This window comes from Dechloromonas sp. TW-R-39-2, assembly GCF_016864195.1.
Taxonomy (GTDB): Bacteria; Pseudomonadota; Gammaproteobacteria; order Burkholderiales; family Rhodocyclaceae; genus Azonexus.
In genome coordinates this window covers 811,423-835,498 of record NZ_CP045202.1, presented here as the reverse complement: position 1 = coordinate 835,498, position 24,076 = coordinate 811,423, and the positions used below count along the sequence as shown (strand labels likewise).

At 60.1% G+C, this 24,076-nt stretch carries 20 protein-coding genes and 1 riboswitch; of the genes, 10 read left to right on the top strand and 10 right to left on the bottom strand.

Features of this window, described 5'->3' with window-relative positions:
- Together GBK02_RS04115 and GBK02_RS04110 are read left to right on the top strand one after the other, a co-directional pair.
- Entirely contained in the window at positions 1-615 is a 615-nt protein-coding gene (locus GBK02_RS04115; RefSeq protein ID WP_203468489.1) for a chemotaxis protein CheC, read from the top strand.
- On the top strand, positions 612-1,589 hold the full coding sequence (locus GBK02_RS04110; protein ID WP_203468488.1) for a sensor domain-containing diguanylate cyclase: 978 nt from the start codon (positions 612-614) through the stop codon (positions 1,587-1,589). The genes GBK02_RS04115 and GBK02_RS04110 overlap by 4 nt, the downstream gene beginning before the upstream one ends.
- A 13-nt stretch (positions 1,590-1,602) precedes the next feature.
- Here GBK02_RS04110 and GBK02_RS04105 read toward each other — a convergent pair whose 3' ends face one another.
- Positions 1,603-3,648 carry a diguanylate cyclase domain-containing protein gene (locus GBK02_RS04105; RefSeq protein WP_203468487.1) on the bottom strand — a complete coding sequence of 682 codons (2,046 nt, stop codon included), beginning with the start codon at positions 3,646-3,648 and terminating at the stop codon, positions 1,603-1,605.
- A 261-nt stretch (positions 3,649-3,909) separates the two neighbouring features.
- On the opposite strand from GBK02_RS04105, the gene GBK02_RS04100 reads away from it, so the two are divergent.
- The 5 genes from GBK02_RS04100 to GBK02_RS04080 all read left to right on the top strand — a co-directional run bounded on the left by GBK02_RS04100 (position 3,910) and on the right by GBK02_RS04080 (position 11,699).
- Positions 3,910-5,994: a methyl-accepting chemotaxis protein gene (locus GBK02_RS04100; RefSeq protein ID WP_203468486.1), complete on the top strand. Its 2,085-nt coding sequence runs from the start codon at positions 3,910-3,912 to the stop codon at positions 5,992-5,994.
- A gap of 83 nt (positions 5,995-6,077) precedes the next feature.
- Complete coding sequence (dacB, locus tag GBK02_RS04095; protein ID WP_239003163.1) at positions 6,078-7,514, top strand: D-alanyl-D-alanine carboxypeptidase/D-alanyl-D-alanine-endopeptidase; 1,437 nt, start codon at positions 6,078-6,080, stop codon at positions 7,512-7,514.
- Entirely contained in the window at positions 7,511-8,233 is a 723-nt protein-coding gene (locus GBK02_RS04090; protein WP_203468485.1) for a hypothetical protein, read from the top strand. The genes dacB and GBK02_RS04090 overlap by 4 nt, the downstream gene beginning before the upstream one ends.
- A 32-nt stretch (positions 8,234-8,265) precedes the next feature.
- Positions 8,266-8,874 (top strand): YitT family protein, encoded by a 609-nt coding sequence (locus GBK02_RS04085; protein WP_203468484.1) that lies wholly within the window; start codon positions 8,266-8,268, stop codon positions 8,872-8,874.
- A gap of 101 nt (positions 8,875-8,975) precedes the next feature.
- Positions 8,976-11,699 (top strand): CHASE domain-containing protein, encoded by a 2,724-nt coding sequence (locus GBK02_RS04080; RefSeq protein ID WP_203468483.1) that lies wholly within the window; start codon positions 8,976-8,978, stop codon positions 11,697-11,699.
- Here the strand turns inward: GBK02_RS04080 and GBK02_RS04075 are convergent.
- The 6 genes from GBK02_RS04075 to ubiA all read right to left on the bottom strand — a co-directional run bounded on the left by GBK02_RS04075 (position 11,696) and on the right by ubiA (position 16,861).
- Positions 11,696-12,100, bottom strand: coding sequence for a hypothetical protein (locus GBK02_RS04075; protein WP_203468482.1), 405 nt, complete (start codon positions 12,098-12,100; stop codon positions 11,696-11,698). The genes GBK02_RS04080 and GBK02_RS04075 overlap by 4 nt on opposite strands.
- Positions 12,101-12,103: 3 nt before the next feature.
- Positions 12,104-12,601, bottom strand: a complete 498-nt coding sequence (locus tag GBK02_RS04070) for an N-acetyltransferase (protein ID WP_203468481.1) — start codon at positions 12,599-12,601, stop codon at positions 12,104-12,106.
- A 62-nt stretch (positions 12,602-12,663) separates the two neighbouring features.
- On the bottom strand, positions 12,664-14,037 hold the full coding sequence (gene cbpB, locus GBK02_RS04065) for a peptide-modifying radical SAM enzyme CbpB (RefSeq protein ID WP_203468480.1): 1,374 nt from the start codon (positions 14,035-14,037) through the stop codon (positions 12,664-12,666).
- On the bottom strand, positions 14,034-14,201 hold the full coding sequence (gene cbpA / locus GBK02_RS04060) for a modified peptide precursor CbpA (protein WP_203468479.1): 168 nt from the start codon (positions 14,199-14,201) through the stop codon (positions 14,034-14,036). Before cbpA ends, cbpB begins: the two co-directional genes overlap by 4 nt.
- 85 nt (positions 14,202-14,286) lie before the next feature.
- Positions 14,287-14,493: riboswitch (cobalamin riboswitch) on the bottom strand.
- A 14-nt stretch (positions 14,494-14,507) separates the two neighbouring features.
- Complete coding sequence (gene ubiD, locus GBK02_RS04055; RefSeq protein ID WP_203468478.1) at positions 14,508-15,983, bottom strand: 4-hydroxy-3-polyprenylbenzoate decarboxylase; 1,476 nt, start codon at positions 15,981-15,983, stop codon at positions 14,508-14,510.
- Positions 15,980-16,861, bottom strand: coding sequence for a 4-hydroxybenzoate octaprenyltransferase (ubiA, locus tag GBK02_RS04050; protein WP_203468477.1), 882 nt, complete (start codon positions 16,859-16,861; stop codon positions 15,980-15,982). Before ubiA ends, ubiD begins: the two co-directional genes overlap by 4 nt.
- Before the next feature lie 223 nt (positions 16,862-17,084).
- Here ubiA and GBK02_RS04045 point away from each other — a divergent pair, with 223 nt between their 5' ends.
- Positions 17,085-18,749, top strand: coding sequence for a methyl-accepting chemotaxis protein (locus GBK02_RS04045; protein WP_203468476.1), 1,665 nt, complete (start codon positions 17,085-17,087; stop codon positions 18,747-18,749).
- A 39-nt stretch (positions 18,750-18,788) separates the two neighbouring features.
- Here the strand turns inward: GBK02_RS04045 and GBK02_RS04040 are convergent, their stop codons facing one another.
- A complete protein-coding gene (locus tag GBK02_RS04040; RefSeq protein WP_239003162.1) occupies positions 18,789-20,147 on the bottom strand; it encodes an MFS transporter in 1,359 nt (452 codons plus the stop codon).
- Between the two features lie 55 nt (positions 20,148-20,202).
- Between GBK02_RS04040 and GBK02_RS04035 the strand changes: the two genes are divergently transcribed.
- Both GBK02_RS04035 and GBK02_RS04030 read left to right on the top strand, forming a co-directional pair.
- Positions 20,203-21,090 (top strand): alpha/beta fold hydrolase, encoded by an 888-nt coding sequence (locus GBK02_RS04035; RefSeq protein WP_203468475.1) that lies wholly within the window; start codon positions 20,203-20,205, stop codon positions 21,088-21,090.
- 26 nt (positions 21,091-21,116) lie between these two features.
- Positions 21,117-21,584 carry a glycine zipper 2TM domain-containing protein gene (locus tag GBK02_RS04030; RefSeq protein ID WP_203468474.1) on the top strand — a complete coding sequence of 156 codons (468 nt, stop codon included), beginning with the start codon at positions 21,117-21,119 and terminating at the stop codon, positions 21,582-21,584.
- A 27-nt stretch (positions 21,585-21,611) separates the two neighbouring features.
- On the opposite strand, the gene recG is transcribed toward GBK02_RS04030, so the two are convergent.
- Both recG and GBK02_RS04020 read right to left on the bottom strand, forming a co-directional pair.
- Positions 21,612-23,636 carry an ATP-dependent DNA helicase RecG gene (gene recG, locus GBK02_RS04025; protein WP_239003249.1) on the bottom strand — a complete coding sequence of 675 codons (2,025 nt, stop codon included), beginning with the start codon at positions 23,634-23,636 and terminating at the stop codon, positions 21,612-21,614.
- A 38-nt stretch (positions 23,637-23,674) separates the two neighbouring features.
- Positions 23,675-24,055 (bottom strand): RidA family protein, encoded by a 381-nt coding sequence (locus tag GBK02_RS04020; RefSeq protein WP_203468472.1) that lies wholly within the window; start codon positions 24,053-24,055, stop codon positions 23,675-23,677.
- Positions 24,056-24,076 lie beyond the last annotated feature (21 nt).

The following is a 24,076-nucleotide window of genomic DNA, read 5'->3' as shown; positions in this document are numbered from 1 at the left end:
ATGACCGAGCTGAGCGAACTGCAGTGCGATGCACTGGGTGAAATTTTCAATATCGGCGTCGGCCGTGCCGCCTCAAGCCTGAGCCAGATCGTCAATGACGAAGTGCTGCTCAGCGCGCCGGGCGTCATGGTGGTGCCGCGTGAAAAAGCTGCCGAAATTCTGCTCGGCACGGAGTTCCGCCAGTTCAGCACAGTCAGCCAGACATTCAGCGGCCCGTTCGATGCGGAAGCGATGCTCGTCTTCCCCGAATCGAACGCCCTGGAAATCGTCCGCCTGATGGTCGGGCCGCACATGTCGGTCGAGGAGCTGTCCGAGTTCGAACAGGAAGCCATGTGCGAAGTCGGCAACATCATTCTCAATGCCTGCATGAGCTCGCTGGCCGACCTGCTGCACATCAGTTTTGACAGCACCTTGCCCCTGCACCGTTTCGGCGACACCAACTCGATCGAAATCCTGGAGGGCGACGAAGATCACATGGTCGTCCTGCTCCAGGTCGACATGAAAATCAGTCAGCAATGCATACAGGGACACATCCTGTTTCTGCTCAGCGTGACGTCGATGGCCAATCTGCTGTCCTGCCTGACCCAATACCTGCGAGACCAGGGACTGGCATGATCGATTTGCCGGCCAGCGCCCTGTACGCCGTTGTCGACAGCCTTGAAGCGGGCGTCGTCATCCTCGACCATGAACAGCGCGTGCTTTACTGGAATCAGTGGTTTGCCACCCGCTGCGGCCAGACAGCCGCCGCCGCAAGCGGCCATTTACTGAACGAGGCACTTGCTGGTATCGCCAACAACCGGCTGCAGCAAGCCGTCGCCCAGGCAATCCGTCACCGCCTGCCGGCCCTGCTCTCTCCGGCCCTGCACGGCGCCATTCTGCCGCTTTATCAGACCGAACAGGATCGGCGGCGGGAACGCCGGATCCAGCAACTGATCCATATCATCCCGCTGCGGGACGACCCCAGGGCGGCATGCCTGATCCAGATCAGCGACGTCACGGCCAATATTTCACGCGAGCGCCTGCTGCGCCAGCAAACCGACATGCTGCGCCGAAGCACCACCCAGGACGAAGTCACCGGTTTGCCCAATCGCCGCACCTTCGATGCGGCACTTGCCCAGGAGTTCGACAAAGCCAGGAAAGCCGGCCGACCACTTGCCCTGCTGGTCGGCGACCTTGATCAGTTCAGTCACTTCAATGCGGTACACAGCCGCGACATTGGTGATGCCTGCCTGAAACAGGTCGGCGAACTGTTTTCCGGCACATTGCGGCCGGTCGGCGGGCTGGCGGCACGCTACGGTGGCGATGAATTTGCCTTGGTCCTGCCGGGCTACAACGAAGACAATGCCTGTCAGCTGGCCGGCAAGATTTGCCGACAAGTCGATGCGCTGCAGATTGCCCACCCGGACACGGCGCCGACCCCATTCCTCAGTCTCAGCATCGGTGTCGCCGTGATGACCCCGACCGAAGATGCCGACACCGACACCTTGCTCTCATCGGCCGATGTTGCGCTCTACCAGGCCAAACACGAAGGTCGCAACCGCGCGGTTTATTTCTCGGTAGAAGACGGCAGTTTCCGCGCCTGCGAGTAGCAGGACCACTCCCTCAGTCGACTTTCAGCGCCGGCCCCGGCAGATAAACCTGATAGCCATTCCGGCCGGCCCGCTTGACGGCGTAGAGCGCCATGTCGGCATGCTGCTTGAGCACATCCAGATCTTCGCCATGCACCGGATAAAGGGCGATGCCGACACTGGCAGAGATACGTGCCACATCGACTTCCAGATGAAATTCCCGGGCCATTTCGAGCACGATCCGCTGCGCCACTTCCTCCACTTCGCTTCGGCCCGCGATCTTCGGCAGGATGACGGCAAACTCGTCGCCGCCCAGACGTGCCACGGTATCCGAATCGCGCACCGCCAGGACCAGGCGTCGCGCCGCTTCGATCAACAGGGCATCACCGGCAGCATGGCCGAGCGTGTCATTCACATTCTTGAAGTAATCCAGGTCAAGATAAAGCAGACCGAACTGTTCGCCATAGCGGCGAGCCTGGGTCTGGACCATTTGCAGGCGATCGTAGAACAGCGCCCGATTTGGCAGATTAGTCAGCGGGTCGCTGTGCGCCTTGTGGCGTAGCAACTCTTCCATTTCCTTGCGCTGGGTAATGTCGATGAAGGTCGCGACATGTCGTCCGCCACTTTCCAGCGCGCCACCGTGGATAGTGGAAATTGCCAGCCAGACGACGTAGACCGTGCCATCCGGACGCTTGTTCCAGACTTCGCCGGCCCAGTGGCCATCGCTCGCCAGCCGCGCCCACATGTCCTTGAAGAACCCGTCGGAATGCCGCCCGGCACCGAGCAAGCGCGGATCCTTACCAAGAACCTCCTGCGGCCGGTAACCGGAAATGGCCGTGAATGCCGGATTAACCTGGATGATGTGGTTATCGACATCGGTGACCACAATCCCTTCCGTTGCGCTTTCCATCACCGCGGCAGAAATCTGCAGGGCACGCTCGCTGGCCAGACGGTCCGTCACATCCTGCACGCTGACCACCCATTGCAACAACCCGGCATCGCTTTCGATCCGGGCAATGTGGACATCGCAAACCCGCACCCGGACAGCCTCCGGATCGGCAAAACGACAACGGGCCGCAGCAGAAACCGGCAAACCGCGCAACCGCTGGGCCAGACGTTCGGCCACCATCGGCCGGTCAGGCTCGAAGACAAAATCGATCACCGGCCGCCCAAGCAGGCGCTCCGGCAGCAAACCAAGCATGGCCGCAGCGCGTTCGTTGGCAAACACGATCTCGAAGGTCGGCGCCTGCATGATCAGGATGCCGTCCTGGCTGGTTTCGATCACGGAACGATAGCGCGCCTCGCTTTCGGCAATCAGCGCTTCATTGCGCCTGCGTTCGGCAATTTCATCGATCAATTGGGTATTCGCGCTGGACAGCGCTTGCGTACGTTCGACGATCAAATTTTCCTGTCCTGCGGTCAACTCGTGCAGACGCAGGAAATGGCGACGCGAACGCCAGATCGCAAAATGCATCAGGAGCCCGATGATCAATCCGGCAGCACCGTAAGTCAGCATCGTCCGCTGGCGTTGCTCGCGGCGAATTTCAAGAACCTCACGGGCAGGCATGGTGATGCTGATCCCGCCGCGCACCTGACCCAGCTGATACCCCTGTTTCTTGTGGCACTGCAAGCAGGCTTCCTTGACCAGCAGCGGCGCCATGAAACGATGCACCGGACCATTTTCAAGATTGATCAAGGACAGCACTTCGCGCTGGCTGTGTGCCTCGAACGCCCGCAACGCTTCCGCCTCCCAGGCGTCCGGCATGTTGGCCGGGCGGATCGGATTCAGGCTGGTGATGTGATATTTGACCCCGTTCGCCTTTTCGGCGATTTCTGCAATCTGGCGCGTCATGTAAGCCGGATTGATCATGGTCAACCGGACCCCGTCCGTCGTTTCCAGATCGCGCTGCGGGTGCGACAGATAAGGATTGGGTTGTGTGTGCTCGGAAACCCGGACATACACGCCGCCGTGCAGCGCATTCCAGTCCCGCGTTAACTCGACCAGGCGAAACAACACATTGCCGCGCTCACGGGCCAGCGTAGTTACATTTTCATCAATATGACTGAACTCGTTCGACATACCGAGTCCACAAATAATCGCCAGAAAGAGATAGGCCAAGACAACCGATGCCCGATAACTGACGGTCGGTCGCAAGGAGTTTTTGGCGAAAGAATCGATCCCACTGCTCATTGTTTAATCATACCCACGATCCCAAGCAAAAAACAATGACAAAAACATCGAAAGTCGCAAAAACCAAGACAACAAAAACTAAGACTTTATGGATAGAATTGCCCGCGTAACAAATTCGTACAATCCAGATTCCCCCAGCCAGGTCAAACAATGAAAAATAATCAGCCGGTCACTCAGCGGGAAGTTCCTTTCCCACCCAACACCTATCTGGTCTCACGCACCGACCTCAAAGGCATCATCGTGTATGCGAATGATGCCTTTGTTGATATCAGCGGATTCAGTCGTGATGAACTGATCGGCAAGAACCATAATCTGGTCCGTCATCCAGACATGCCCGAAGCGGCTTTCCGCGACCTGTGGACAACCGTCAAATCCGGCCTGCCATGGCGTGGCCTGGTCAAGAATCGCTGCAAGAACGGAGACTTCTACTGGGTTGAAGCCTTCGTTGTCCCGCTCAAGAAAAATGGCGAAGTCACCGGCTACATGTCGGTTCGCACACCGGCAGACAGCAGCAAGCGCGCCATGGCCGAAGCCGCCTACGCGGCAGCGGGTCAAAAGGGCAGCCTGCCGACGACCGGCAAACGTACGCTGTCGTTGCAAACCAGGCTCTGGGGGGCGATTGCCGCGATTCTCGCGGTCATGACCCTGATCGGTATTTTTGGTCTGCAAGGCATTGCCGAAAGCAACGCACAACTCGATCGCATGTATCGGGAAAAACTGCTGCCGTCGAACACGACCAACCGAATGATGGCTTTGCTGGCGGACAACCGCGCCCAAATCATGCTCGGACTGCAGCACGACAGCGCGAATCCAAATTCGAAACTGCACGATCACCCGCTCGGCATGCATATCGATGCCACGCTGAAAAACCGCGAAGAGATCAATGCTCTGCTCGAAGAGATCAAAAAACTGCCGCTCAACAGCAAAGAACAGGAATTGCTCAGCAAATTCTCGGAAACACGCGAGCGTTTCTCGAAAGAGGGCATCAATCTGGCGCGCGGCATGCTGGCTGAAGGCAAATTCCTGCAAACCAACGAGTTGCTGCTGCTCAAGATCAACCCGCTGTACAACGAGATGCGCCAGGCCAGTGAAACCCTGATCAAGGAGTTCGCCAAGACCGCCGAAAGCAACTTTGCCGCAGCCGAAGAGCGCTACCAGACGACTCGCAACATCACGATCGGCGCGCTGGTTTTCCTGTTGCTGCTGACGCTGGGCGGCGGCGCCTTGCTGATCAACGCCATCATTCGTCCGGTGCGCAAGGCGATCACCCACTTCGAACGCATTGCCGAAGGTCGCCTGACCGATGAAATCGACATCAATGGCCGCGACGAGACCGGGCTGTTGCTGTGTAACCTGGCCTCGATGCAAGGCACGCTGAAAGCCATGCTCGACGATATCAATGCTGCCTCGAAAGCGATCGATACGCGCTGCAACCTGCTCGGCACCCAGATGAGCCAGGTTGCCGAACAATCGGTTCAGCAACAATCCAGCGCCGAAGGCGTGGCTGCAGCCACCGAAGAATTCAGCCAGTCAGTCCAGGAAGTAGCCAGCAACGCCCGCGATGCAGCCAGTGCCGCTCACGCCTCGCAGAATCAGGTTCGGGAAAGCAATGCCAGCATCAACCAGAGCATGGCCGCCACGACCCGCGTGGTCGATGCAGTGCAGTCGTCCAACGCAACGATCGACCAGTTGAATCAATCGATTGCCAAGATTGGCGATATCACCCGGGTCATCGCCGACATTGCCGGTCAGACCAACCTGCTGGCGCTCAATGCCGCGATCGAAGCCGCCCGCGCCGGCGAGCAAGGCCGAGGCTTTGCCGTCGTCGCCGACGAAGTGCGCAAACTGGCTGAACGGACCACGGTGTCGACCGCCGACATCAACCAGACAGTCAACGAGATTCAGTCGGTTACGGCACGCGCTGTCGCCAGCATGGATGTCGCCGCCAAGGAAGTCGATACCGGAATCGGCATGCTGCGCCAGAGCGTCGCCGGGCTGGAAGGCATCACGCAATCGTCCAGCCAGGTATCCGAAATGGCCGAGCAGATTTCCGAAGCGGCGCGCCAGCAAGGCATCGCCAGCGAAGAAGTCGCGGTCAGCATGCAGCAGATCACCGACCTGGTTGAGCAAAACACGGCATCGGCCCGCCTGGCCAAATCCGCCGCCGATGAACTGCTCGATACGGCACGTCAGCTCGACCAGTTGATTGCCGGCTTCGAGCTTTACCGCAAGTAAGCAGCAGACACGTAGAATGGGGCGCTTTCCTGCCCCATTCTACGATCATGATTCAGCCCCAGCCCAGCCCGCTTGCCTTGGGCATGCGATACCTCGCCCCCCTGCTGCTGGCGGCAGTCCTCACCCAAAGTGCCCAGGCCGACGGCCTGCCGCCCAATGTCCTGAAGGCACTGAAAACCGCACAGATTCCGGCGAGCAGCGTTGCCGTCGTCGTTCAGCCGGTAGACAGCAATACACCGCTGGTCGCCCACAACGCCGGCCAGGCGATGAATCCTGCCTCAGTCATGAAGCTGGTCACGACCTATGCCGCACTCGACCTGCTCGGCCCGGCCTATACCTGGAAAACCACGGCATGGATCGAGAATGCCGCGGTCGACGGCATCCTGAACGGTAATTTGTATCTCAAAGGCAGTGGCGACCCGCACTTCGCCATCGAGCATCTGTGGTCGCTGCTGCGCCAGTTGCGCGTCCGCGGCATCCAGCAGATCAACGGCGATGTCGTGCTCGACCGGACGGCATTCAATGTCCCGGCCATCGACCCTGGCGCCTTCGATGACAAGCCGATGCGGCCGTACAACGTCGGCCCGGATGGCCTTTTGCTCAATTTCCGGGCGCTGCGTTTCACCTTGCAGCCGGACAACGGCAAGCCGCGCATCCTGCTGGAAACGCCGAGCGAAGGGCTGCGCGTCGACAACCAGCTGCGCGCTGGCGAAGGCGGCTGCAGCAGCAACTGGAAAGACCTGATCAATGCCCGCCTGATCCCGGAAAACAACGGCAATCGCCTGGAATTCACCGGCACCTACAACGCCCTGTGCGGTGAAAAATCACTCAATCTTTCGCCGTTGCCGGCCGACGCCCAGGCCGGCGGACTGATCCGCAGCCTGTGGAAGGAACTCGGCGGCAGCCTGAGCGGCCAGATCCGCAGCGGTGCCGTGCCGGTCGGCGCCAAACTGCTGACCCAGCACGATTCGGCACCGCTCACGGCGGCGGTCAGCGACATCAACAAGTACAGCAATAACGTCATGGCCCGCCAGGTTTTTCTCAGCCTCGGCAACAGCGACGCCCCGGCGACGGCCGAACGCGCTCGCCAGCGTATCGGCGAGTGGCTGAACAGTCGCGGTCTACGCTTCGCCGAGCTGGAAATCGAAAATGGTTCAGGTCTGTCGCGCCGTGAACGAATCAGCGCCGACAGCCTCAACAAACTGCTGCTCGATACCTGGAAAAACCCGGTCATGCCAGAGTTCATCGCCAGCCTGCCGATTGTCGGCATCGACGGGACGATGAAGAAACGCCTGAGCGGCTCCGATGCCACTGGCCGGGCCCACATCAAGACCGGCACGCTCGACGGCGTCAAGACCGGCGCCGGCTATGCGCTGGATGCGCAGGGGCGGCGCTATGCGGTGACCTTCCTGATCAACCACCCGAAAGCCCAGGCCGGCAGCGCGGCAATCGACGCGCTGCTGCTCTGGGTTGCCCAGCGCAGGCCGGGCGAAAAAACGCCGCTGCTGGAAAACGAATGAAGCCTGCCCTTTTCCCGGTCGACCGGCTGAATGCGGCCGGATTGAATCGCCAGGCAGTGTTCAACCTGGCGGACCTGCCATCCGATATTCGCCAGAAACTGATGCCGCAAGCGGGTGAAACACAGCTCATCCTGTTGGGCCACGGCGGGCGACGCTTGTGGGCGTGCGTTGCCCCGACCGCGGGGGAGAGCAAGGACCCGATCGACGATCACTGCGTGGCCACACTCCGGCAACTGTTTGCCGAGGAACTTCCGGAGCATCACTATCGCATCCTCTATCCCGGCGAGCAGATCATCGGGCTGCAGGCGCTCGGTCAACTGGCCGGCTGGCACCACCCATCGCCGTTCATGATCGGAGTCGATGCCCGCTGGGGGAGTTGGTACGCCTACCGCGCCGTCGTTTTGAGCGACACTGATTTTCCGGCCCAGACACCGGTCGACCGTGACAAACCAGCCGACCCGCCCTCGCCTTGCCTGTCGTGCACCGAACGCCCCTGCATCACGACCTGCCCGGCCAATGCACTGCTCGACGGCCACTTTGACCTGGCGCGTTGCAGCGACTATCGCCTGCAAGCCGATTCGCCTTGCGCCTTCACCTGCCTCGCCCGACTGGCCTGCCCGGTGGGCAGCGAACATCGCTACGACGCTGCGCAACTGCATCACACCTATGCCCGCTCGCTGCAGATGATCAGGCACTATCGCAACCAGGCTTTCCGGTAGACTGCCGGCTTGATTTCCCCTGCCAGCCCAGCATGACCCAGCAATCCGCCGTTCGCCATACCCTTTTTGAAGATGCCCAGGCCATTCTCGTGGCGCCGCTGTTTGTCGCCCTGGCCGTCCTGCTCTTTCGCCATGCCGGCCTGCTCACCGGCGGGACGATCGGCATTGCTTTCCTGATCCACTACATCAGCCACTGGCCGATCGGCTGGCTTCTGTTCATCATCAACCTGCCGTTTTATTACCTCGCCGTGCGCTCGATGGGCTGGCCTTTTGCCATCAAGACGCTGCTCTCGGTCAGCCTGCTGGCAATCTACACCGAAGTGCTGCCCTCGCTGATCAGCCTCAATTCGGTCGACCGCCTGTTCGCTGCCGTGATGGCCGGTTTCATGGCCGGTGTCGGACTACTCATCCTGATTCGCCACAAGGCCAGCCTCGGCGGCCTCGGGATTCTCGTCATTCATCTGCAAAACACCCGTGGCTGGCGGGCCGGCAAGCTCCAGATGGCGGCCGATGTGCTGATTCTTGCTTCCGCCGTATTCATCCGCGACCCGCTCAGCGTCGGCCTGTCGATCATCGGTGCGCTGGCACTCAACCTGGTTATCGCGGTCAACCATAAATCCGGCCGATATATGGGTATCTGAGAGAGGCCCTTTGGCCGGGCAGAACAGGCGTTACAATGTAACAAATGGCGCTGCCCCCGGTTCGGCGAGGGCAAACAGACAGTCGTCCCGGAAGACTCCGCATGCATTCCAGCAACCAAAGCAAGGCGCCACAGCGCGACAAAAGTCTCCTTCCCAATAGGCAGCTACCCTGGCTCGTCCTGGTCATCGGACTGCTCACCACCTACATTTCCCAACGCGCCGCTCTGGATGATGCCAACCAGGCCTTGCAGGCTCGTTTCGACGCCCAGGCACAAAACATCGTCTTGCGCATCGAACAGCGCCTGACTACCTACAAACAGGTCTTGCGCGGTACCGCCGGCCTTTTTGCTGCGTCCCGCTCAGTCGAACGTGACGAGTTTCGCGACTACGTCACAACCCTGCACCTGCAAGAAAGCTACATCGGCCTTCAAGACGTCGGCTATGCCCAACTGGTGCCCGCCCGCGACAAGGAACGCCACATTGAAAACATCCGCAAGGAAGGTTTTCCCGACTTCAGGATTCATCCCGAAGGAGAGCGCCCGGTCTATACCTCGATCATTTTTCTCGAGCCATTCAACGACCGGAATCTGCGAGCCTTCGGTTACGACATGTATGCCGAACCGGTTCGCCGCGAAGCACTGGACAAAGCCCGCGAAACAGGCCGCCCGGCAATTTCCGGAAAAATTCGGCTGATACAAGAAGACGGACAGAAAACCCAGCCCGGATTCCTGATGCTTTTTCCGGTTTATCTCAATGGCAGTAACCTGGACACCGTCGAAGAACGACGTGTCAGCACCATTGGCTGGGTCTATTCGGCCTTTCGGATGGACGACATGATGCGCGGCCTGCTGGGCGATCAGGCGAAGGACATCGACATTGAAATCTTCGATGGCGAAGAAGCCGATCCCGATCACCTGATGTACGACAGCAACAGCAAGCTCTCACTGGCCAACCCTCATGTTTCGCATTACTCGGCCAGCCAGAAACTCTCGATCAACGGCCACGCCTGGGTGATTCGCCAGGAATCCCTGCCGTCGTTCGAGGCCATGATCGATACCGGGCGGGCAGTCGACATCAGGATTGCCGGCACACTGGGCAGCCTGCTCCTGACCTTGATTCTCTGGGGCGTGGTCAATAGCCGCGAACAGGCGATCCAGCGCGCCCAAAAAATCTCCGGCGACTATCAGGACAGCGAGAACCGCTGGAAATTTGCCATTGAAGGCACCGGCGATGGCCTGTGGGACTGGAATATCGTCGGCAGCACTGTTTTCTTCAGTCGGCGCTGGAAGGAAATGCTCGGTTTTGATGAGCATGAAATCGGCGACGGACTTGAAGAATGGAGCCAGCGCGTACATCCGGACGACATGCCGGCCACCCTGGCGATCCTGCACGATTATCTGGATGGCAAGACAAGCCACTACCTCAGCGAACACCGCGTCAAATGCAAGGATGGCCGCTGGAAATGGATACTCGATCGCGGCATGATCGTCAGCCGCAACGCTGATGGCAAACCTCTGCGCATGATCGGCACGCATACCGACATCACCCGCGAGAAAGAAGCGGCGCTGGCCCTGGAAGTCAGCAAGATTGCCGCTGAGAAAGCCTCCCGCCTGCTGATCGAGTCAATCAGCAGCATCACGCAGGGCTTCACCGTTTTCGACGAAGAAGACCGCCTGCTGATTTGCAACGAAACCTATCGCCAGATTTACGAAACCAGCCGCGACCTGCTGGTCACCGGCACACGCTTCGAAGACATTCTTCGCCAGGGAATTGCACGCGGACAATACCCCGAGGCGCAGGCCGATCCGGAAGCATGGCTCAAAGAACGCATCCACCAGCATCAGAATGCTTGCGGCAAGATGCTCGAACAACGCCTCGACGATGGCCGCTGGCTGTTGATCACCGAACAGCGCACGCCAAGCGGCTATATTGCCGGCAGCCGGATCGACATCACGGAACGAAAACTGGTCGAAATCGAACTGGAAAACCATCGCAACCATTTGCAGGAACTGGTCGAAATCCGCACGGCTGACGCCATTCAGGCCAAGGAGGCGGCCGAAGCAGCCAATCGTGCCAAGAGCACCTTCCTGACCAACATTTCCCATGAGTTGCGCACACCAATGCACGCCATCCTGTCGTTCGGCGGACTAGGCCTGCAGAAATCCGTGGGCGATTCGGCGCCGCTGCCGAAATTGAATGCCTATTTCGAGCACATCGTCGGCAGTGCATCGCGGCTGATGGTGCTGATCAACGACCTGCTCGATCTATCCAAGCTCGAGGCGGGCAAAATGTCCTTCAACATGCAACGAACAACACTCGCACAGATCATTCGCGATGCTGCACGCGACATTGAAGTCCTGCGCCAGACAAAAGACATCGAACTCACCATTCACCCCTTGCCCGAGGGGCTTGCACTGGTTTGCGACGCTTTCAAGCTCGGCCAGGTCCTGCGCAACATCCTGAGCAATGCCGTCAAGTTCTCTTCAGCCGGCAGCGTCATCGAATTAACGGCAAAACCGGGCGAGCTTCCCGGAAAAAACCTGGGCGATCCACCCGTAGCCGGCTTGACGATCGAAATCAGCGATCAAGGGATCGGCATACCGCCGGAAGAGCTGGAAGCCGTTTTCGATGAATTCATCCAAAGCAGCAAGACTCGCACGGGCGCCGGCGGCACCGGCCTCGGCCTGGCAATTTGCCGGCAGATTCTCCATGCCCACGGTGGCAATATTTGCGCCTTGAACCGAGCCGAGGGCGGCACGCGAATTCGCTTCGCGCTACCGCTGGAACAAACCGGCCAGCCGGCTGCTGCGGTCGACCCGGTCTAGCCCAGCGAACGCTCGCCAAACAGGGCAACCCAGCCACGAATAACGCGATAGCCGACCCACAGGCCCAGCACGGCAATCAGTATCCAGGCGAGCGGAATGCCAATAATCGTCACGATCAACAGGCCATAGACCACCAGCCAGAGCAGCGTGAACCAGAAAGTTCGGATCTGCCACAGGAAATGGCTTTCCAGCCATGTACCACGCACCTCGCCACGTTTCAGGTAGTTGAGGAAGACGGCACAGAGCGATGGCAGTCCAAAGACGAAACCGCCGGCCACCGTTGCTGCCGAGGTGATGCCAACAAAAACGGCGATGGCATGCAAACCATAGATGAAGTGGGTTAATTGGACGAGCGAGGCGCGCACGCCATTCACTTCAACGACTGTAACGGGTTCCGACATGACTCAAACCTCCTGAAGATATTTCTGCATAAGCAAGGCTTGGCCCGCAGCCGGGTCCAGCACATAGGGCGCGAAACCGGCGCGCTCATACGACCGCATGGCCGGGCGATTGTTCGCGAGAATTTCCAGCGTCAGCTTGCAGCAGCCGAGTTGCCGAGCCTGCATTTCGGCCCATTGTAGCAGCGCCTGGCCGATGCCCTGGCCGCGCACATCGGCACGGACGACGAGATCGTGAATATTGAGCAGCGGTTTGGCGGCAAAGGTGGAGAAGCCGGTAAAGCAGTTGATCAGGCCAACCGGCTTTTCGCCCCAAAACGCCAGTGCACCGCGGAAGGTCGGCTGGGCTTTCAGTTGTTCGACCAGATGCGTCCTGGCGTAATCGGTCAGTCCCTCGCCGCCGCCCATCGGGTCACGGGCGTAGTGTTCCAGCAAGTCGATGAAGGCCAGCGCATGCTGCGAGGACGTCAGATCGGTCGGGCAAATGGCAAGCGGGGAGGTCATCGACAGCAGTACCAGAGAAAAAGGGAGAGTGCGCCATCTTAAAGCGCCCTCCCCCTTCGGACTCAATTCAGCGCAAAAACGGTTTCCGTCCCCTCGTCCCAGCCGTCCCACAGATAGTCATCGGCCTTGCCGTCGGCGATCAAGCGCAGGGCGTAATTGACCTGTTCCTTGTAGAAATCGCAGAAGGCGCCGATCTTGTCCATGCCGCCATTCATCTCGAAGGCCTCGGCCGGGCACGGCGAGCCGCAGAAGTGGCGGATGGCGCAATCGCCGCAGGGACTGAACCGGTCGACGTCACGCGTCGTCACCTCCTTGAAGGCAGCCGAAGCTAGCGCCGCCTCGACACCGCCGGTCAGCAAGCTGCCGCCATTGAAGCGCGGCAGGCCGATGAACTCGCTGCACGGATAAAGACTGCCGTCGGCGGCCAGCGCGAAGAAGGCACGACCGCCGCCGCAGGGCGAGATGTCGCACATCAGCCGGCGGGCCGTCGGGGCCAGGATACCGATCAGGATATTGGCGAAATTGGCCACCATCAGCTTGCGCCCGGTTTCCTGGTAGAGCTCGTAGGTCCGGTCCATCGCGGCGAAGAAGGCTTTGGCCATGTCGCCGTCGGCCGGCTTGACCCCACGGGCACCGGGCAAGGTGCAACGCAGGGTGTTAAGCATGCAGGTCGGCACTTCGTGGGCGTGGAACAGCTCCACCATGCGCGTCAGGTAGGGCAGGTTCTCTGTCGTGCAGGTGGTGATCACGCTCCACGAGCCGTAGCCGCGTAGCTTGTCCATCGCCCGCAGCACCTTGTCGTGCACGCTCTTGCCGCCCCAGGTCCGCCGGGTGGCGTCGGTAATGTCGGCCACCGGACCGTCCAGCGACAGGCCGATGCTGACATTGCGCGAGGTCAGGAAATCGAGCGCCTTGTCGTCAAGCAAGGTGCCATTGGTCTGCAGACCGAAGACGAAATCGTCGGCGAAGGCGTCGATCGCTTCGAAGACGGCCGGTGCATTCATCAGTGGCTCAGCACCGTGGAAAATGGCGCGCGGCTTGCGATCGGCCGGCATCACCGAACGGAAGTAGTCGCGCAGTTTGCCGAGCGAGGCGAGCAGCGTTTCGACCGGCATGTGACTGCCGCCGCTGCGCTGGGCATCGGGCAGATAGCAGTAGGTGCAGTTGAGATTGCAGCGCTCGGTCGGGTTCAAATAAACGCCGGAAGGTTTCAGGCCGAAGCGCAGGGCATGCAGTTCCTGCTCAAACTGTTCGGCTTTGGCCCCATAGGCAGCGAGCAGGGCCGGATCACGGCCGGCTTCGTGAACCTTGGTCTTGTCGACCAGCGCCCAGAAAGCGGTCTGCGGATCAGTCACCGCGGCATAGACCGGGTGGCCGATATCGACCGGCTGGAAAAGCATGCCGCGGGCGGCACGCTCGGCGAGCACTGCGTTCATTTGGCCGCCTTCCGGTCCATCAGCACATAGTGCGACAGGCCGATGCCATCCGGGTTGCAACTCTTGCGGATGGCGATGGTCGGGGCGGCAGGCTGCGCTTGCTGCGCAGCAGCCGGCTGGGTTTCAACAGCGTTGGACGCGACTTGAGAGACGATCTGGGACATTTTCCACTCCTCGAGAAGACAAAAAACAAAAAGGGCCCCGGCTGAGGGCACGCTTGTCGCATGCACTCAGCCGGAGCCCTTGCCTTGGCTCCAGTCAGGAATCGAATCGTCTTCTGGCTTCCGGATCAGCCGAAGCGCTGCGCCTTCCCGGCGAGGTAAGCCTCGCAAGTGGCTGGTCTGGCGACCATGCAGTCTTCGTCCCCGGTTACAGCGGCGGGCCCGCCACGGATTTGCACCGTGTTCCGTATTTCGATTCCAGCAGGAGGGCGGATTCTCTCAAGGCGCTACGCCGTGGGTCAATCCATCCTAAAGGCCTAGTTCCTGCCACATCGCATCGACCTTCTTCTTGACGCCGTCGTCCATGACGATCGGCCGCCCCCATTCGCGCGTCGTCTCTCCCGGCCACTTGTTGGTCGCGTCCAGGCCCATCTTGGAGCCGAGGCCGGCGACCGGCGACGCGAAGTCGAGATAGTCGATCGGCGTGTTGTCGACCAGCGTCGTGTCGCGCGTCGCGTCCATGCGCGTCGTCATCGCCCAGATCACTTCCTTCCAGTCGCGGATATCGATGTCGTCATCCACCACGATGATGGTCTTGGTGTACATGAACTGGCGCAGGAAGGACCAGATGCCGAACATGATGCGCTTGGCGTGGCCGGGATACTGTTTCTTGATGCTAACGATGGCCATGCGGTACGAGCAGCCTTCCGGCGGCAGGTAGAAATCGACGATCTCCGGATACTGCTTCTGCAGCAGCGGCACGAACACCTCGTTCAGTGCCACACCAAGAATGGCCGGCTCGTCCGGCGGCTTGCCGGTATAGGTGCTGTGATAGATCGGCTTTTTGCGCATCGTGATGCGGTCGACCGTAAAGACCGGGAATTCGGCCTGCTCGTTGTAATAACCGGTGTGGTCGCCGTACGGCCCTTCAAGCGCCGTTTCGCCGGGATGAATCACCCCTTCGAGCACGATTTCGGCCGAAGCCGGCACCTGTAGGGCGGAGCCGATGCACTTGATCAACTCGGTCTTGCCGCCGCGCAACAGGCCGGCGAACTGGTATTCGGACAGCGAGTCCGGCACCGGCGTCACGGCACCGAGGATGGTCGCCGGATCGCAGCCGAGCACGACGGCGACCGGGAAAGGCTGGCCGGGATTGGCCAGCTGGAATTCGCGAAAATCGAGCGCGCCGCCGCGATGCGCCAGCCAGCGCATGATGACCTTGTTCGGCCCGAGTACCTGCTGGCGGTAGATGCCGAGATTCTGCCGGTTCTTGTGCGGGCCCTTGGTGACAACCAGGCCCCAGGTGATCAGCGGTGCGATGTCACCCGGCCAGCAATGCTGGATCGGCAGGCGCGCCAGATCGACATCCTTGCCTTCCCAGACGATTTCCTGGCACGGCGCGCTCGACACCGTTTTCGGCGCCATGTTCAGCACCTGCTTGAGGATGGGCAACTTGTCCCAGGCATCCTTGAGGCCTTTCGGCGGTTCCGGCTCCTTCAGGTAGGCGAGCAGCTTGCCGACTTCGCGCAAGGCCTGCACCGACTCCTCGCCCATGCCGAGCGCGACGCGCTTGGGCGTGCCGAACAGGTTGGCGAGGACCGGGATGTCGTGGCGGGTCGTCCCGCTGACCGGCCGCTCGAACAAAATGGCCGGTCCCTCGGCGCGCAGCACGCGATCGCAGATCTCGGTCATTTCGAGACGCGTATCGACGTCGACCGCGACACGCTTCAGTTCGCCAGTTTTTTCCAGTTGCGACATGAAGTCGCGCAGGTCGTGATATTTCATTTGAGCCAGAAATCCAGAGCAATGCCGACAAAAATCACCGCGCCGACATAGTTGTTATGCAAGAAAGCCTTGAAGCACGCCATGCGCTCGCGCCGACGAATCCAGCGGTAATGAACCGCCATGATCCCGGCAGTGATGCCCAGCGCCAGAAAGAAAACCGGGCCGCAACCCCGCCCATGGCCAATCCAGCCAAGCAGCAGCAGGGTCATGCCGTAGCAAACCATGACCGCCGCCACATCGAAGCGGCCAAAAGTAATCGCTGACGTCTTGATACCGATTTTCAGGTCATCCTCACGGTCGACCATGGCATATTCAGTATCGTAGGCGACCGCCCAGAAAACATTGGCCAGCAGCAGCCACCAGGCTTCGGCCGGCACCTGACCAAGTTGCGCGGCGTAGGCCATCGGGATGCCGAAACCAAAGGCAATCCCCAGATACGCTTGCGGAATGGCCAGGAAGCGCTTGGTAAAAGGATAGCTCGCAGCCAGGAAGACGGCCGGGATCGACAACACAATCACCAATGGATTGCCGAGCATCAGGACCAGCGCAAAAGCCAGCAGGGAAAGGCCGGCAAACAGGGCAATGGCTTCTCGAACAGTCACCCGCCCGGCCGTCAGGGGACGCTCCTTGGTCCGCTCGACATGCTTGTCGAAATCACGATCGGCATAATCGTTGATCACGCAACCGGCCGAACGCATCAGCACGGTGCCAAGCACGAATACCGACAGGACCGTCCAGTCAGGCCAAGCCGCCGCTGCCAGCCACAAACCCCAGAGGGTCGGCCAAAGCAACAGCAGGATGCCGATCGGCTTGTCGAGCCGCATCAGCTTCGTGTAAAGATCGAGTTTTTCGCCAATACCTTGAATATTTGCCACCATCGCGCCACAGCATGTTTCTTGAGCAAGACGCTAGTATGGCGGCGATGCCGCAAAGACGCGAGCCTTGGAGGCAATCAGGCAAGGACTTTCGAAGGCAGACGACAGCGCGGAACAATTGCAGTTCCACGGCAACTGGGACAGAATAAGTCGTTAGTAATAAGCCGATCATGGAGACGATCGGCTGGTAGGCCATAAACTCAAAAATAACGAAGGGGCTTCAACCATGAATATCAAACAAAAACTGATCCTGCTGCTGGCAGCGGCAATCATCGCCCTGCTGGCGGTCGGTGGATTCGGGCTGCGCGGCATCGTCACCGAACAGGAAGCCATCGAAGACATCGGCGGCAACCGCATGCCGTCGGTCGTAGCCTTGCTGACCTTCAAGGAGTCAATCACCAATCTGTCGAGAAGCACTTACCAGAGCCTGACGCTGAACAACAGCATGACGCCCGACAAGAAACGCAGCGAGATCGACGTCATCAAACAACGCAAGGCTGAAGCCAACAAGACACTTGCCGAAGCAGCCAAGAAATATGAAGCGACACCTGCCGATGCCACAGAGCAAGCCTTGTGGAATGAAACCAAGCTGAGTCTGGCCAAATGGTTGGACATGGAAATACTGATCACTCGAGCCGAAGACAGGGCAAGCAAGGCAACAACAGATGAAGGATTCACCGCTCAGATCAATGAAATCCGCGAATTAATCGGACAGCGTCGGGCAATGACCAAGGCGCTCAATGACAATCTGCAAAAAGTTATCGATCTCAATCTTGCCGAAGGTGACAAGTCCTTCAAAATGGCCCAGCAAGCGGCAAGCCAGGCCAAATTGGCTGAGATCATTGTCTTTGCAGTAGCCACCGCACTGATCATTGGCTTCGGGCTATCCATTCTGGGCGCCATCATGCGACCGATTGACATTGCCCGCGATACCGTAGTCGACATCGCAGCAACCAACGACTTGACCAAACGTGTCGCCTATAACGCCAGCGACGAAATCGGCAGCATGGTCAGTGCGCTCAACCGGATGCTGGAAAAGGTGCAAAGCTCGATGCACAGCATTCAGGACAGCATGGGTGAAGTCAAAGGGGCGGTCTCGGCTCTCTCGATCGCCTCGAACGAGGTTGCCACCAGCTCGGCCAGCCAAAGCTCGGCTGCCGCTTCGATGGCGGCGAATATCGAGGAGCTGACAGTCAGCATCAACACCGTCAGCGACAGCGCCGGCGACGCCCGGAAACTGGCCACCGAATCGGCTGATATTTCGGAAGAAGGCGGCCAGATCATCCAGCGGACAGTCGATGAAATGAGCACGATCAGTGACATGGTGTCGCGCGCATCAGCCGTCATCGAGTCGCTCGGCAAGGATGCCGACCAGATTTCCGCCGTCGTTCAGGTGATCAAGGATGTTGCCGACCAGACCAATCTGCTCGCACTCAATGCGGCAATCGAGGCCGCCCGTGCCGGCGAACAGGGGCGCGGTTTTGCCGTGGTGGCGGATGAAGTCCGGAAACTGGCCGAGCGGACGACCAAGTCCACCCTGGACATTGCCGGCATGGTCGACACCATCCAGCAATCGGCCAACAAGGCCGTCGGCGAAATGCAGCAAGTGGTCGGCCAGGTAGCACAAGGTCGCGAACTGGCCAACAACGCCGGGCTGCGGATGAACAATATCCGGCAATCGGCCCAGCACGTCACGGCAGCCATCGTCGACATCAGCAGCGCGCTCAAGGAACAGAGCATTGCCAGCCAGGATATCGCCCGCCACGTCGAGAACATCGCCCAGATGACCGACGAAAACCATGCGGCTGCGGATCACACGGCGGATAGCGCCCGTCGCCTCGATACGCTGTCACAGGACGTCGCGCAGGTTATTTCCAGCTTCCGCGTATAAAGCAGGATTGCTGGCCGCTCCCGGCGGCCAGCATCGCAACTAGCCGGCCCGTCGGCGCAACCAGCGAACCATGGCCGCGCCGTATTCGGGCTGCAAACGGTGAATCACCCCGGCCAGCACCGCATTGGCCAGCGCCGCGATGGCAAACAGTCCGGCCAGCGACAAACCGGCACTCAATGCGGCCGCCGCGCTCAAGGCACCAAAAACCATGAAGGCAGCGTTCAGGATGTTGTTTGCCGCAACAATCCGGGCCCGCTGTTCGACCAGGCTGCGCAATTGCATCAAGGCGTAGAGCGGCACGATGAACAATCCGCCGAATCCGCCGAGCATCAGCAAATCGAACAAGGCACGCCAGACAGCAGGTGCTTGCAGCAGCAGACCGAGTGCTTGCCCACTGGCTGCGGTCGACGCCGAAATTTCGGCCAATTCGTGGGTAACCCAGGCAAAATCCAGCCCGAACACCGTCAGGCCGATGGCTCCGAGCGGTACCAGCCCCGGTTCGAGATGTCGCCCGGAAAGTCGCTCGCACAGCATCGAACCGACGCCGATACCGATCGTGAAGGTGGCCAGCAACAGCGTTACGGCAGACTCGCTGCCACCCAGCACGCTGCACGCATAGGCCGGAAACTGGGCAAGAAAAAGCGCGCCATAGAGCCAGAACCATGAGATGGCGATCAAGGCGATGAAAATCACCCGATCATTTCTTGCCAGACGCAAGTTGCGCATCGTTTCGCTCAATGGATTGAGGTTGACCGCAAGATTGGGCACCGGCGCCGGGGCTGCCGGAATCTGACGACTCGCCAGATAGCCAGCCCCAGCCACGAGCAGTCCGCCGACGGCAATCCAGACCGGCGCATCGACAGTGCCAGCCAGCAAGGCACCGATCAGCGTTCCGGCCAGAATCGCGACAAAGGTACCGGCCTCGATCCAGGCATTGCCGCCGATCAATTCATCCTCGCGCAAATGCTGGGGCAGGATGGCGTACTTCACCGGGCCGAAAAGCGTCGAATGCATGCCGAGCAAGAACAAGGCACCCATCAGCACCACCAGGCTGTGCAGCCAGAAACCAAGCGCAGCGACCAGCATGATCAGCATTTCGAGTAATTTGACGGCACGCGCCAGCAGCGCCTTGTCGTATTTGTCGGCCAGTTGCCCCGCCGTTGCAGAGAACAGGAAAAAAGGCAGCATGAAAATGCCGGCCGCCAGATTGGCCAGCAAGCCGGGAGAAAGCGTACTCCAGCCTGTCGCATGAAAGGTCAGCAAGACAACCAGCGCATTCTTGAACAGGTTATCGTTGAAGGCACCGAGAAACTGGGTGACGAAAAAGGGGGCAAAACGGCGTGTGCCAAGCAGGTGGAATTGCCCGCCAACCTCTTCCTGCTGTGCGCTTTGCATCATTTCTGCGCTACCCTTTCATCTCAAAATTCAGAACAAGCTGCATTATCCCCGACCTATGCTTAATTCCCGCTCCGAATATCTCGACACCACGGGCTGCCGCCTGCACATCCGCCGCTGGGGCAATCCCGACGCCCCGACACTATTCCTGCTGCATGGCTGGATGGATGTTTCCGCCGGTTTCCAGTTTGTCGTCGACCAGCTGAAAGAGGACTGGAACATCATCGCTCCCGACTGGCGCGGCTTTGGCCCGAGCCAATGGCTGGAGCGCCCCTATTTCTTCGTCGAACACCTCGGCGACCTCGATGCCATTCTCGACCACTACGCCCCCAACGAAGCGGTCCGCCTGGCCGGCCACAGCATGGGCGGCATTCTCTCTTGCCTCTACGCCGGCATCCGCCCGGAACGCGTCGCCCGCGTGATGACGCTGGAGGGTTTCGGAATCGCACCCACCACTCCGGAGATGGCGCCGGAACGCTACGAGAAATGGCTTGAAACGCTGAAAAAGCCACCACGCATGCACGTTTACGCCGACCGGCCGGCCTTTGCCAGCCGCTTGCTACGCGACAACCGTTTCCTGGCGGCCGAACGCGCCGAATTTCTCTCGCACCATCTGGCCCGCGAAGGCGATGGTGACGACCGGCATGGCGTCAGGAAACACGGCATCGTCTGGAATGGCGACCCATGGCACAAGGCTTCCGGCCCCTATCTTTTCCGTCTTGAAGAATCGATGGCGGTCTGGAAACAGGTCACGTGCCCGGTGCGCTGGGTAGCCGGACGCCAATCATGGGTGATCAAGGAGTACGCCACCCGGCCAGGTGACTGGGAAGCCCGCCAGCAGTGCTTTGCCACGGTCGACGAAGTCTGGATCGACCAGGCTGATCACATGCTGCATTATGATCAGCCGGAAGAAGTCGCACGACAGATCGAAGCGTGGTTCAAATAAACAAAAGAAGCGGAGGGAATGCCACCATGTCTACCATCAAGATGACCACGCCCGCCCTGGCCTTGCTCGGCGCGCTGACACTCGGCGCCTGTATGCCGATGTACGGGCCGGGCTGGGAAAACGAACATCCGCCGGTTGCCTACTCGCGTGATTTGTATCCTGGCTATGGCCAGGTGCAATCCATCGAGCCGGTACGTCACGAATCGGGCAACAGCATCGGCATCGGGGCGATTGCCGGTGCCGTGGTCGGCGGCCTGATCGGCCACCAGGTCGGCGAAGGCAAGGGCAATACCGCTGCAACCGTCATTGGTGCAGCCGGCGGTGCGCTGATTGGACACCAGCTCGAAAAGCAGACACAAAACGAACAACTGCGCATTGGCATCCGCATGGAAAACGGGGCGTTTCAGCAGTTGATCGCCAACGACGAGCGGATCGACCTGCGTCCGGGAGACCGGATTCATATTGACCGCGACGGGGCAATCCGGCGTTATTGAAGCGGGCCTGAACCTGGCGGCAAAAGCCTAGGATTTAAGCAGTTCTTCACGCGAACCGAGCCAGCGCTTGAGGTGGCGCTCGGCCTGTTCAGGATGCCGGGTCAGCATGTCTTCGGCGACGGTTCGCGCCATTTCAACCAGATCGGCATCCATTTCCAGATCGGCATAGCGCAGCAAGGGCACGCCACTTTGCCGACTGCCGACAAACTCGCCCGGCCCGCGTATCTGCAGGTCCTGACGGGCGATCTCAAAGCCATCGGTGTTCTCGTAGATGATCTTGAGACGCTGCCGGGCAACTTCGCCGAGCGGCCCGGCATAAATCAGCACACAGCTCGATTCATACTGGCCGCGCCCGACCCGCCCGCGCAACTGGTGCAACTGCGACAGGCCGAAACGCTCGGCATGCTCGATCACCATCAGGCTGGCATTCGGCACATCGACACCCACTTCGATGACCGTCGTTGCGACCAATACATCGATCTCGCCAGCGGCAAAAGCGAGCATCACCGCCTGCTTTTCATCGGCTTTCATCCGGCCGTGCACCAATCCCACGGTCAACGCCGGCAAATCGGCCAAAAGCTGCGTGTAGGTATCCTGAGCAGTCTGCAGTTGCAGGGTTTCCGACTCCTCGATCAGGGGACAGACCCAATACGCCTGGCGGCCTTCATCAACCAGTTTCTTGACGAAACCGACGACATCCTCACGCCGGCTGTCGGCCACCAGCCTGGTCTTGATCGGCGTGCGCCCGGGCGGCAACTCGTCGAGCACGGTGACATCGAGATCAGCGTAATAACTCATTGCCAGCGTTCGCGGGATCGGCGTCGCCGACATCATCAACTGGTGGGGATTGTTGCCCTTGTTGCGCAGGGCCAGACGCTGTGCCACACCAAAACGGTGTTGTTCATCGACGATTGCCAGGCCGAGTTTGGCAAAATCAACACCATCCTGAATCAGCGCATGCGTTCCAACGACCAGTTGCGCCTCGGCTGCCGTCGCGGCAAGTTGCTCACGCTTGGCCTTGCTCTTGAGGCTGCCTGAAAGCCAGGCGACCCGGACACCGAGCGGCGCCAGCCAGTCTTTCAATTTCAGGTAATGCTGTTCGGCCAGAATTTCGGTCGGCGCCATGAACGCCGCCTGCCAGCCAGCCGAAATGGCCTGGCAAGCGGCCAGTGCGGCCACAATCGTCTTGCCGGCGCCGACATCACCTTGCAGCAAACGCTGCATCGGATAAGGCTGGGCCAGATCACCGGCGATTTCAGCCATCGCCCGCAACTGCGCGCCGGTCAGCCCGAAAGGCAGCTGATCGAGCAGGCGGGCGCCAAGGTTATCGCGCGCCACCAGTACCGGCGCACCTTTCTCGCGGCGTGCGAGGTAAGCCCGGCGCAGGCACATCTGCTGGGCCAGCACTTCATCGAACTTGACGCGCCGCCAGGCCGGGTGATTGCGCGCATGCAGGGTGTCGAGATCAGTCCCCGGCGGCGGTTTGTGCAGAAAGCGCAGGCTGCGCGCCAGACCGGGCAGTTTCAACTGCTGGCGCAGTTCGTCCGGCAGGGTATCGGACAGATCGCCGACGGCCAGTGCCTTGCCGATCAGCTTCTGCAATGCCGAATTGGCGACGCCTGCGGTCGACGGATAAACCGGGGTCATTTCGGTTGGCAAGGCATCCTCTGCGGCAACCTTGCGAAAACGCGGGTGCACCATCTCGGCCCCGAAAAACCCGCCGCGCACCTCGCCAAAAGCCCTGACTCTCGCCCCCGCCGACAGTGCCGCCTGCTGGCTGGGATAAAAGCTGAAAAACCGCATGGTCAGTTCGCCGCTCTCATCCCGGGCATGGACGACCATCTGCCGGCGCGGTCTGAACTGCACCTCGCACGAACTGACCTCGACCTCGACCTGTACCGCTTCGCCCCAGGGCGCCCGGGCAACCGGAACGATCCGGGTTTCATCCTCGTAGCGTAACGGCAGATGAACCAGCAAATCGGCCTCGCTGTGGAGGCCGATTTTTGCCAGTTTCTTGCGCAATGCCTCCGGAGCACGAATCGGTGGCGACATGGCCGGAGAAACGGGGAGCGAACTCCCGGTTTCGTTCATCAGCCGATAAACATCACGGCATCGGCCTCAACCAGCGCGCCGCGCGGCAGTTCCTTGACACCGACCGCGGCACGGGCCGGGAACGGTTCGCTGAAATAACGCGCCATGGTTTCGTTGACCTTGGCGAAATTGGCTAGGTCGGTCAGGAAGACATTGAGCTTGACGACATCAGCCAGCGAACCGCCAGCCGCTTCGGCCACGGCTTTGAGATTTTCGAAAACGCGAACGATTTGTGCGTCGATGCCGTCTACCATCTGCATGGACGCCGGATCGAGACCGATCTGGCCGGACATGTAAACGGTATCGCCAACCCGAACGGCTTGCGAATAAGTGCCGATGGCGGCGGGAGCGTTGGACGTGGCAATGATGGTTTTGGCCATGAGTAGCTTTCTGTATCCGGA

Coding starts and splice junctions, on each gene's coding strand:
- GBK02_RS04080 (WP_203468483.1), top strand. CDS start 8,976: ATGCATTCCAGCAACCAAAGCAAGGCGCCACAGCGCGACAAAAGTCTC.
- GBK02_RS04115 (WP_203468489.1), top strand. CDS start 1: ATGACCGAGCTGAGCGAACTGCAGTGCGATGCACTGGGTGAAATTTTC.
- GBK02_RS04030 (WP_203468474.1), top strand. CDS start 21,117: ATGTCTACCATCAAGATGACCACGCCCGCCCTGGCCTTGCTCGGCGCG.
- GBK02_RS04020 (WP_203468472.1), bottom strand. CDS start 24,055: ATGGCCAAAACCATCATTGCCACGTCCAACGCTCCCGCCGCCATCGGC.
- dacB (WP_239003163.1), top strand. CDS start 6,078: ATGCGATACCTCGCCCCCCTGCTGCTGGCGGCAGTCCTCACCCAAAGT.
- GBK02_RS04090 (WP_203468485.1), top strand. CDS start 7,511: ATGAAGCCTGCCCTTTTCCCGGTCGACCGGCTGAATGCGGCCGGATTG.
- cbpA (WP_203468479.1), bottom strand. CDS start 14,201: ATGTCCCAGATCGTCTCTCAAGTCGCGTCCAACGCTGTTGAAACCCAG.
- GBK02_RS04045 (WP_203468476.1), top strand. CDS start 17,085: ATGAATATCAAACAAAAACTGATCCTGCTGCTGGCAGCGGCAATCATC.
- recG (WP_239003249.1), bottom strand. CDS start 23,636: ATGTCGCCACCGATTCGTGCTCCGGAGGCATTGCGCAAGAAACTGGCA.
- GBK02_RS04100 (WP_203468486.1), top strand. CDS start 3,910: ATGAAAAATAATCAGCCGGTCACTCAGCGGGAAGTTCCTTTCCCACCC.
- cbpB (WP_203468480.1), bottom strand. CDS start 14,037: ATGAACGCAGTGCTCGCCGAGCGTGCCGCCCGCGGCATGCTTTTCCAG.
- GBK02_RS04110 (WP_203468488.1), top strand. CDS start 612: ATGATCGATTTGCCGGCCAGCGCCCTGTACGCCGTTGTCGACAGCCTT.
- ubiD (WP_203468478.1), bottom strand. CDS start 15,983: ATGAAATATCACGACCTGCGCGACTTCATGTCGCAACTGGAAAAAACT.
- GBK02_RS04070 (WP_203468481.1), bottom strand. CDS start 12,601: ATGACCTCCCCGCTTGCCATTTGCCCGACCGATCTGACGTCCTCGCAG.
- ubiA (WP_203468477.1), bottom strand. CDS start 16,861: ATGGTGGCAAATATTCAAGGTATTGGCGAAAAACTCGATCTTTACACG.
- GBK02_RS04040 (WP_239003162.1), bottom strand. CDS start 20,147: ATGATGCAAAGCGCACAGCAGGAAGAGGTTGGCGGGCAATTCCACCTG.
- GBK02_RS04035 (WP_203468475.1), top strand. CDS start 20,203: ATGCTTAATTCCCGCTCCGAATATCTCGACACCACGGGCTGCCGCCTG.
- GBK02_RS04085 (WP_203468484.1), top strand. CDS start 8,266: ATGACCCAGCAATCCGCCGTTCGCCATACCCTTTTTGAAGATGCCCAG.
- GBK02_RS04105 (WP_203468487.1), bottom strand. CDS start 3,648: ATGTCGAACGAGTTCAGTCATATTGATGAAAATGTAACTACGCTGGCC.
- GBK02_RS04075 (WP_203468482.1), bottom strand. CDS start 12,100: ATGTCGGAACCCGTTACAGTCGTTGAAGTGAATGGCGTGCGCGCCTCG.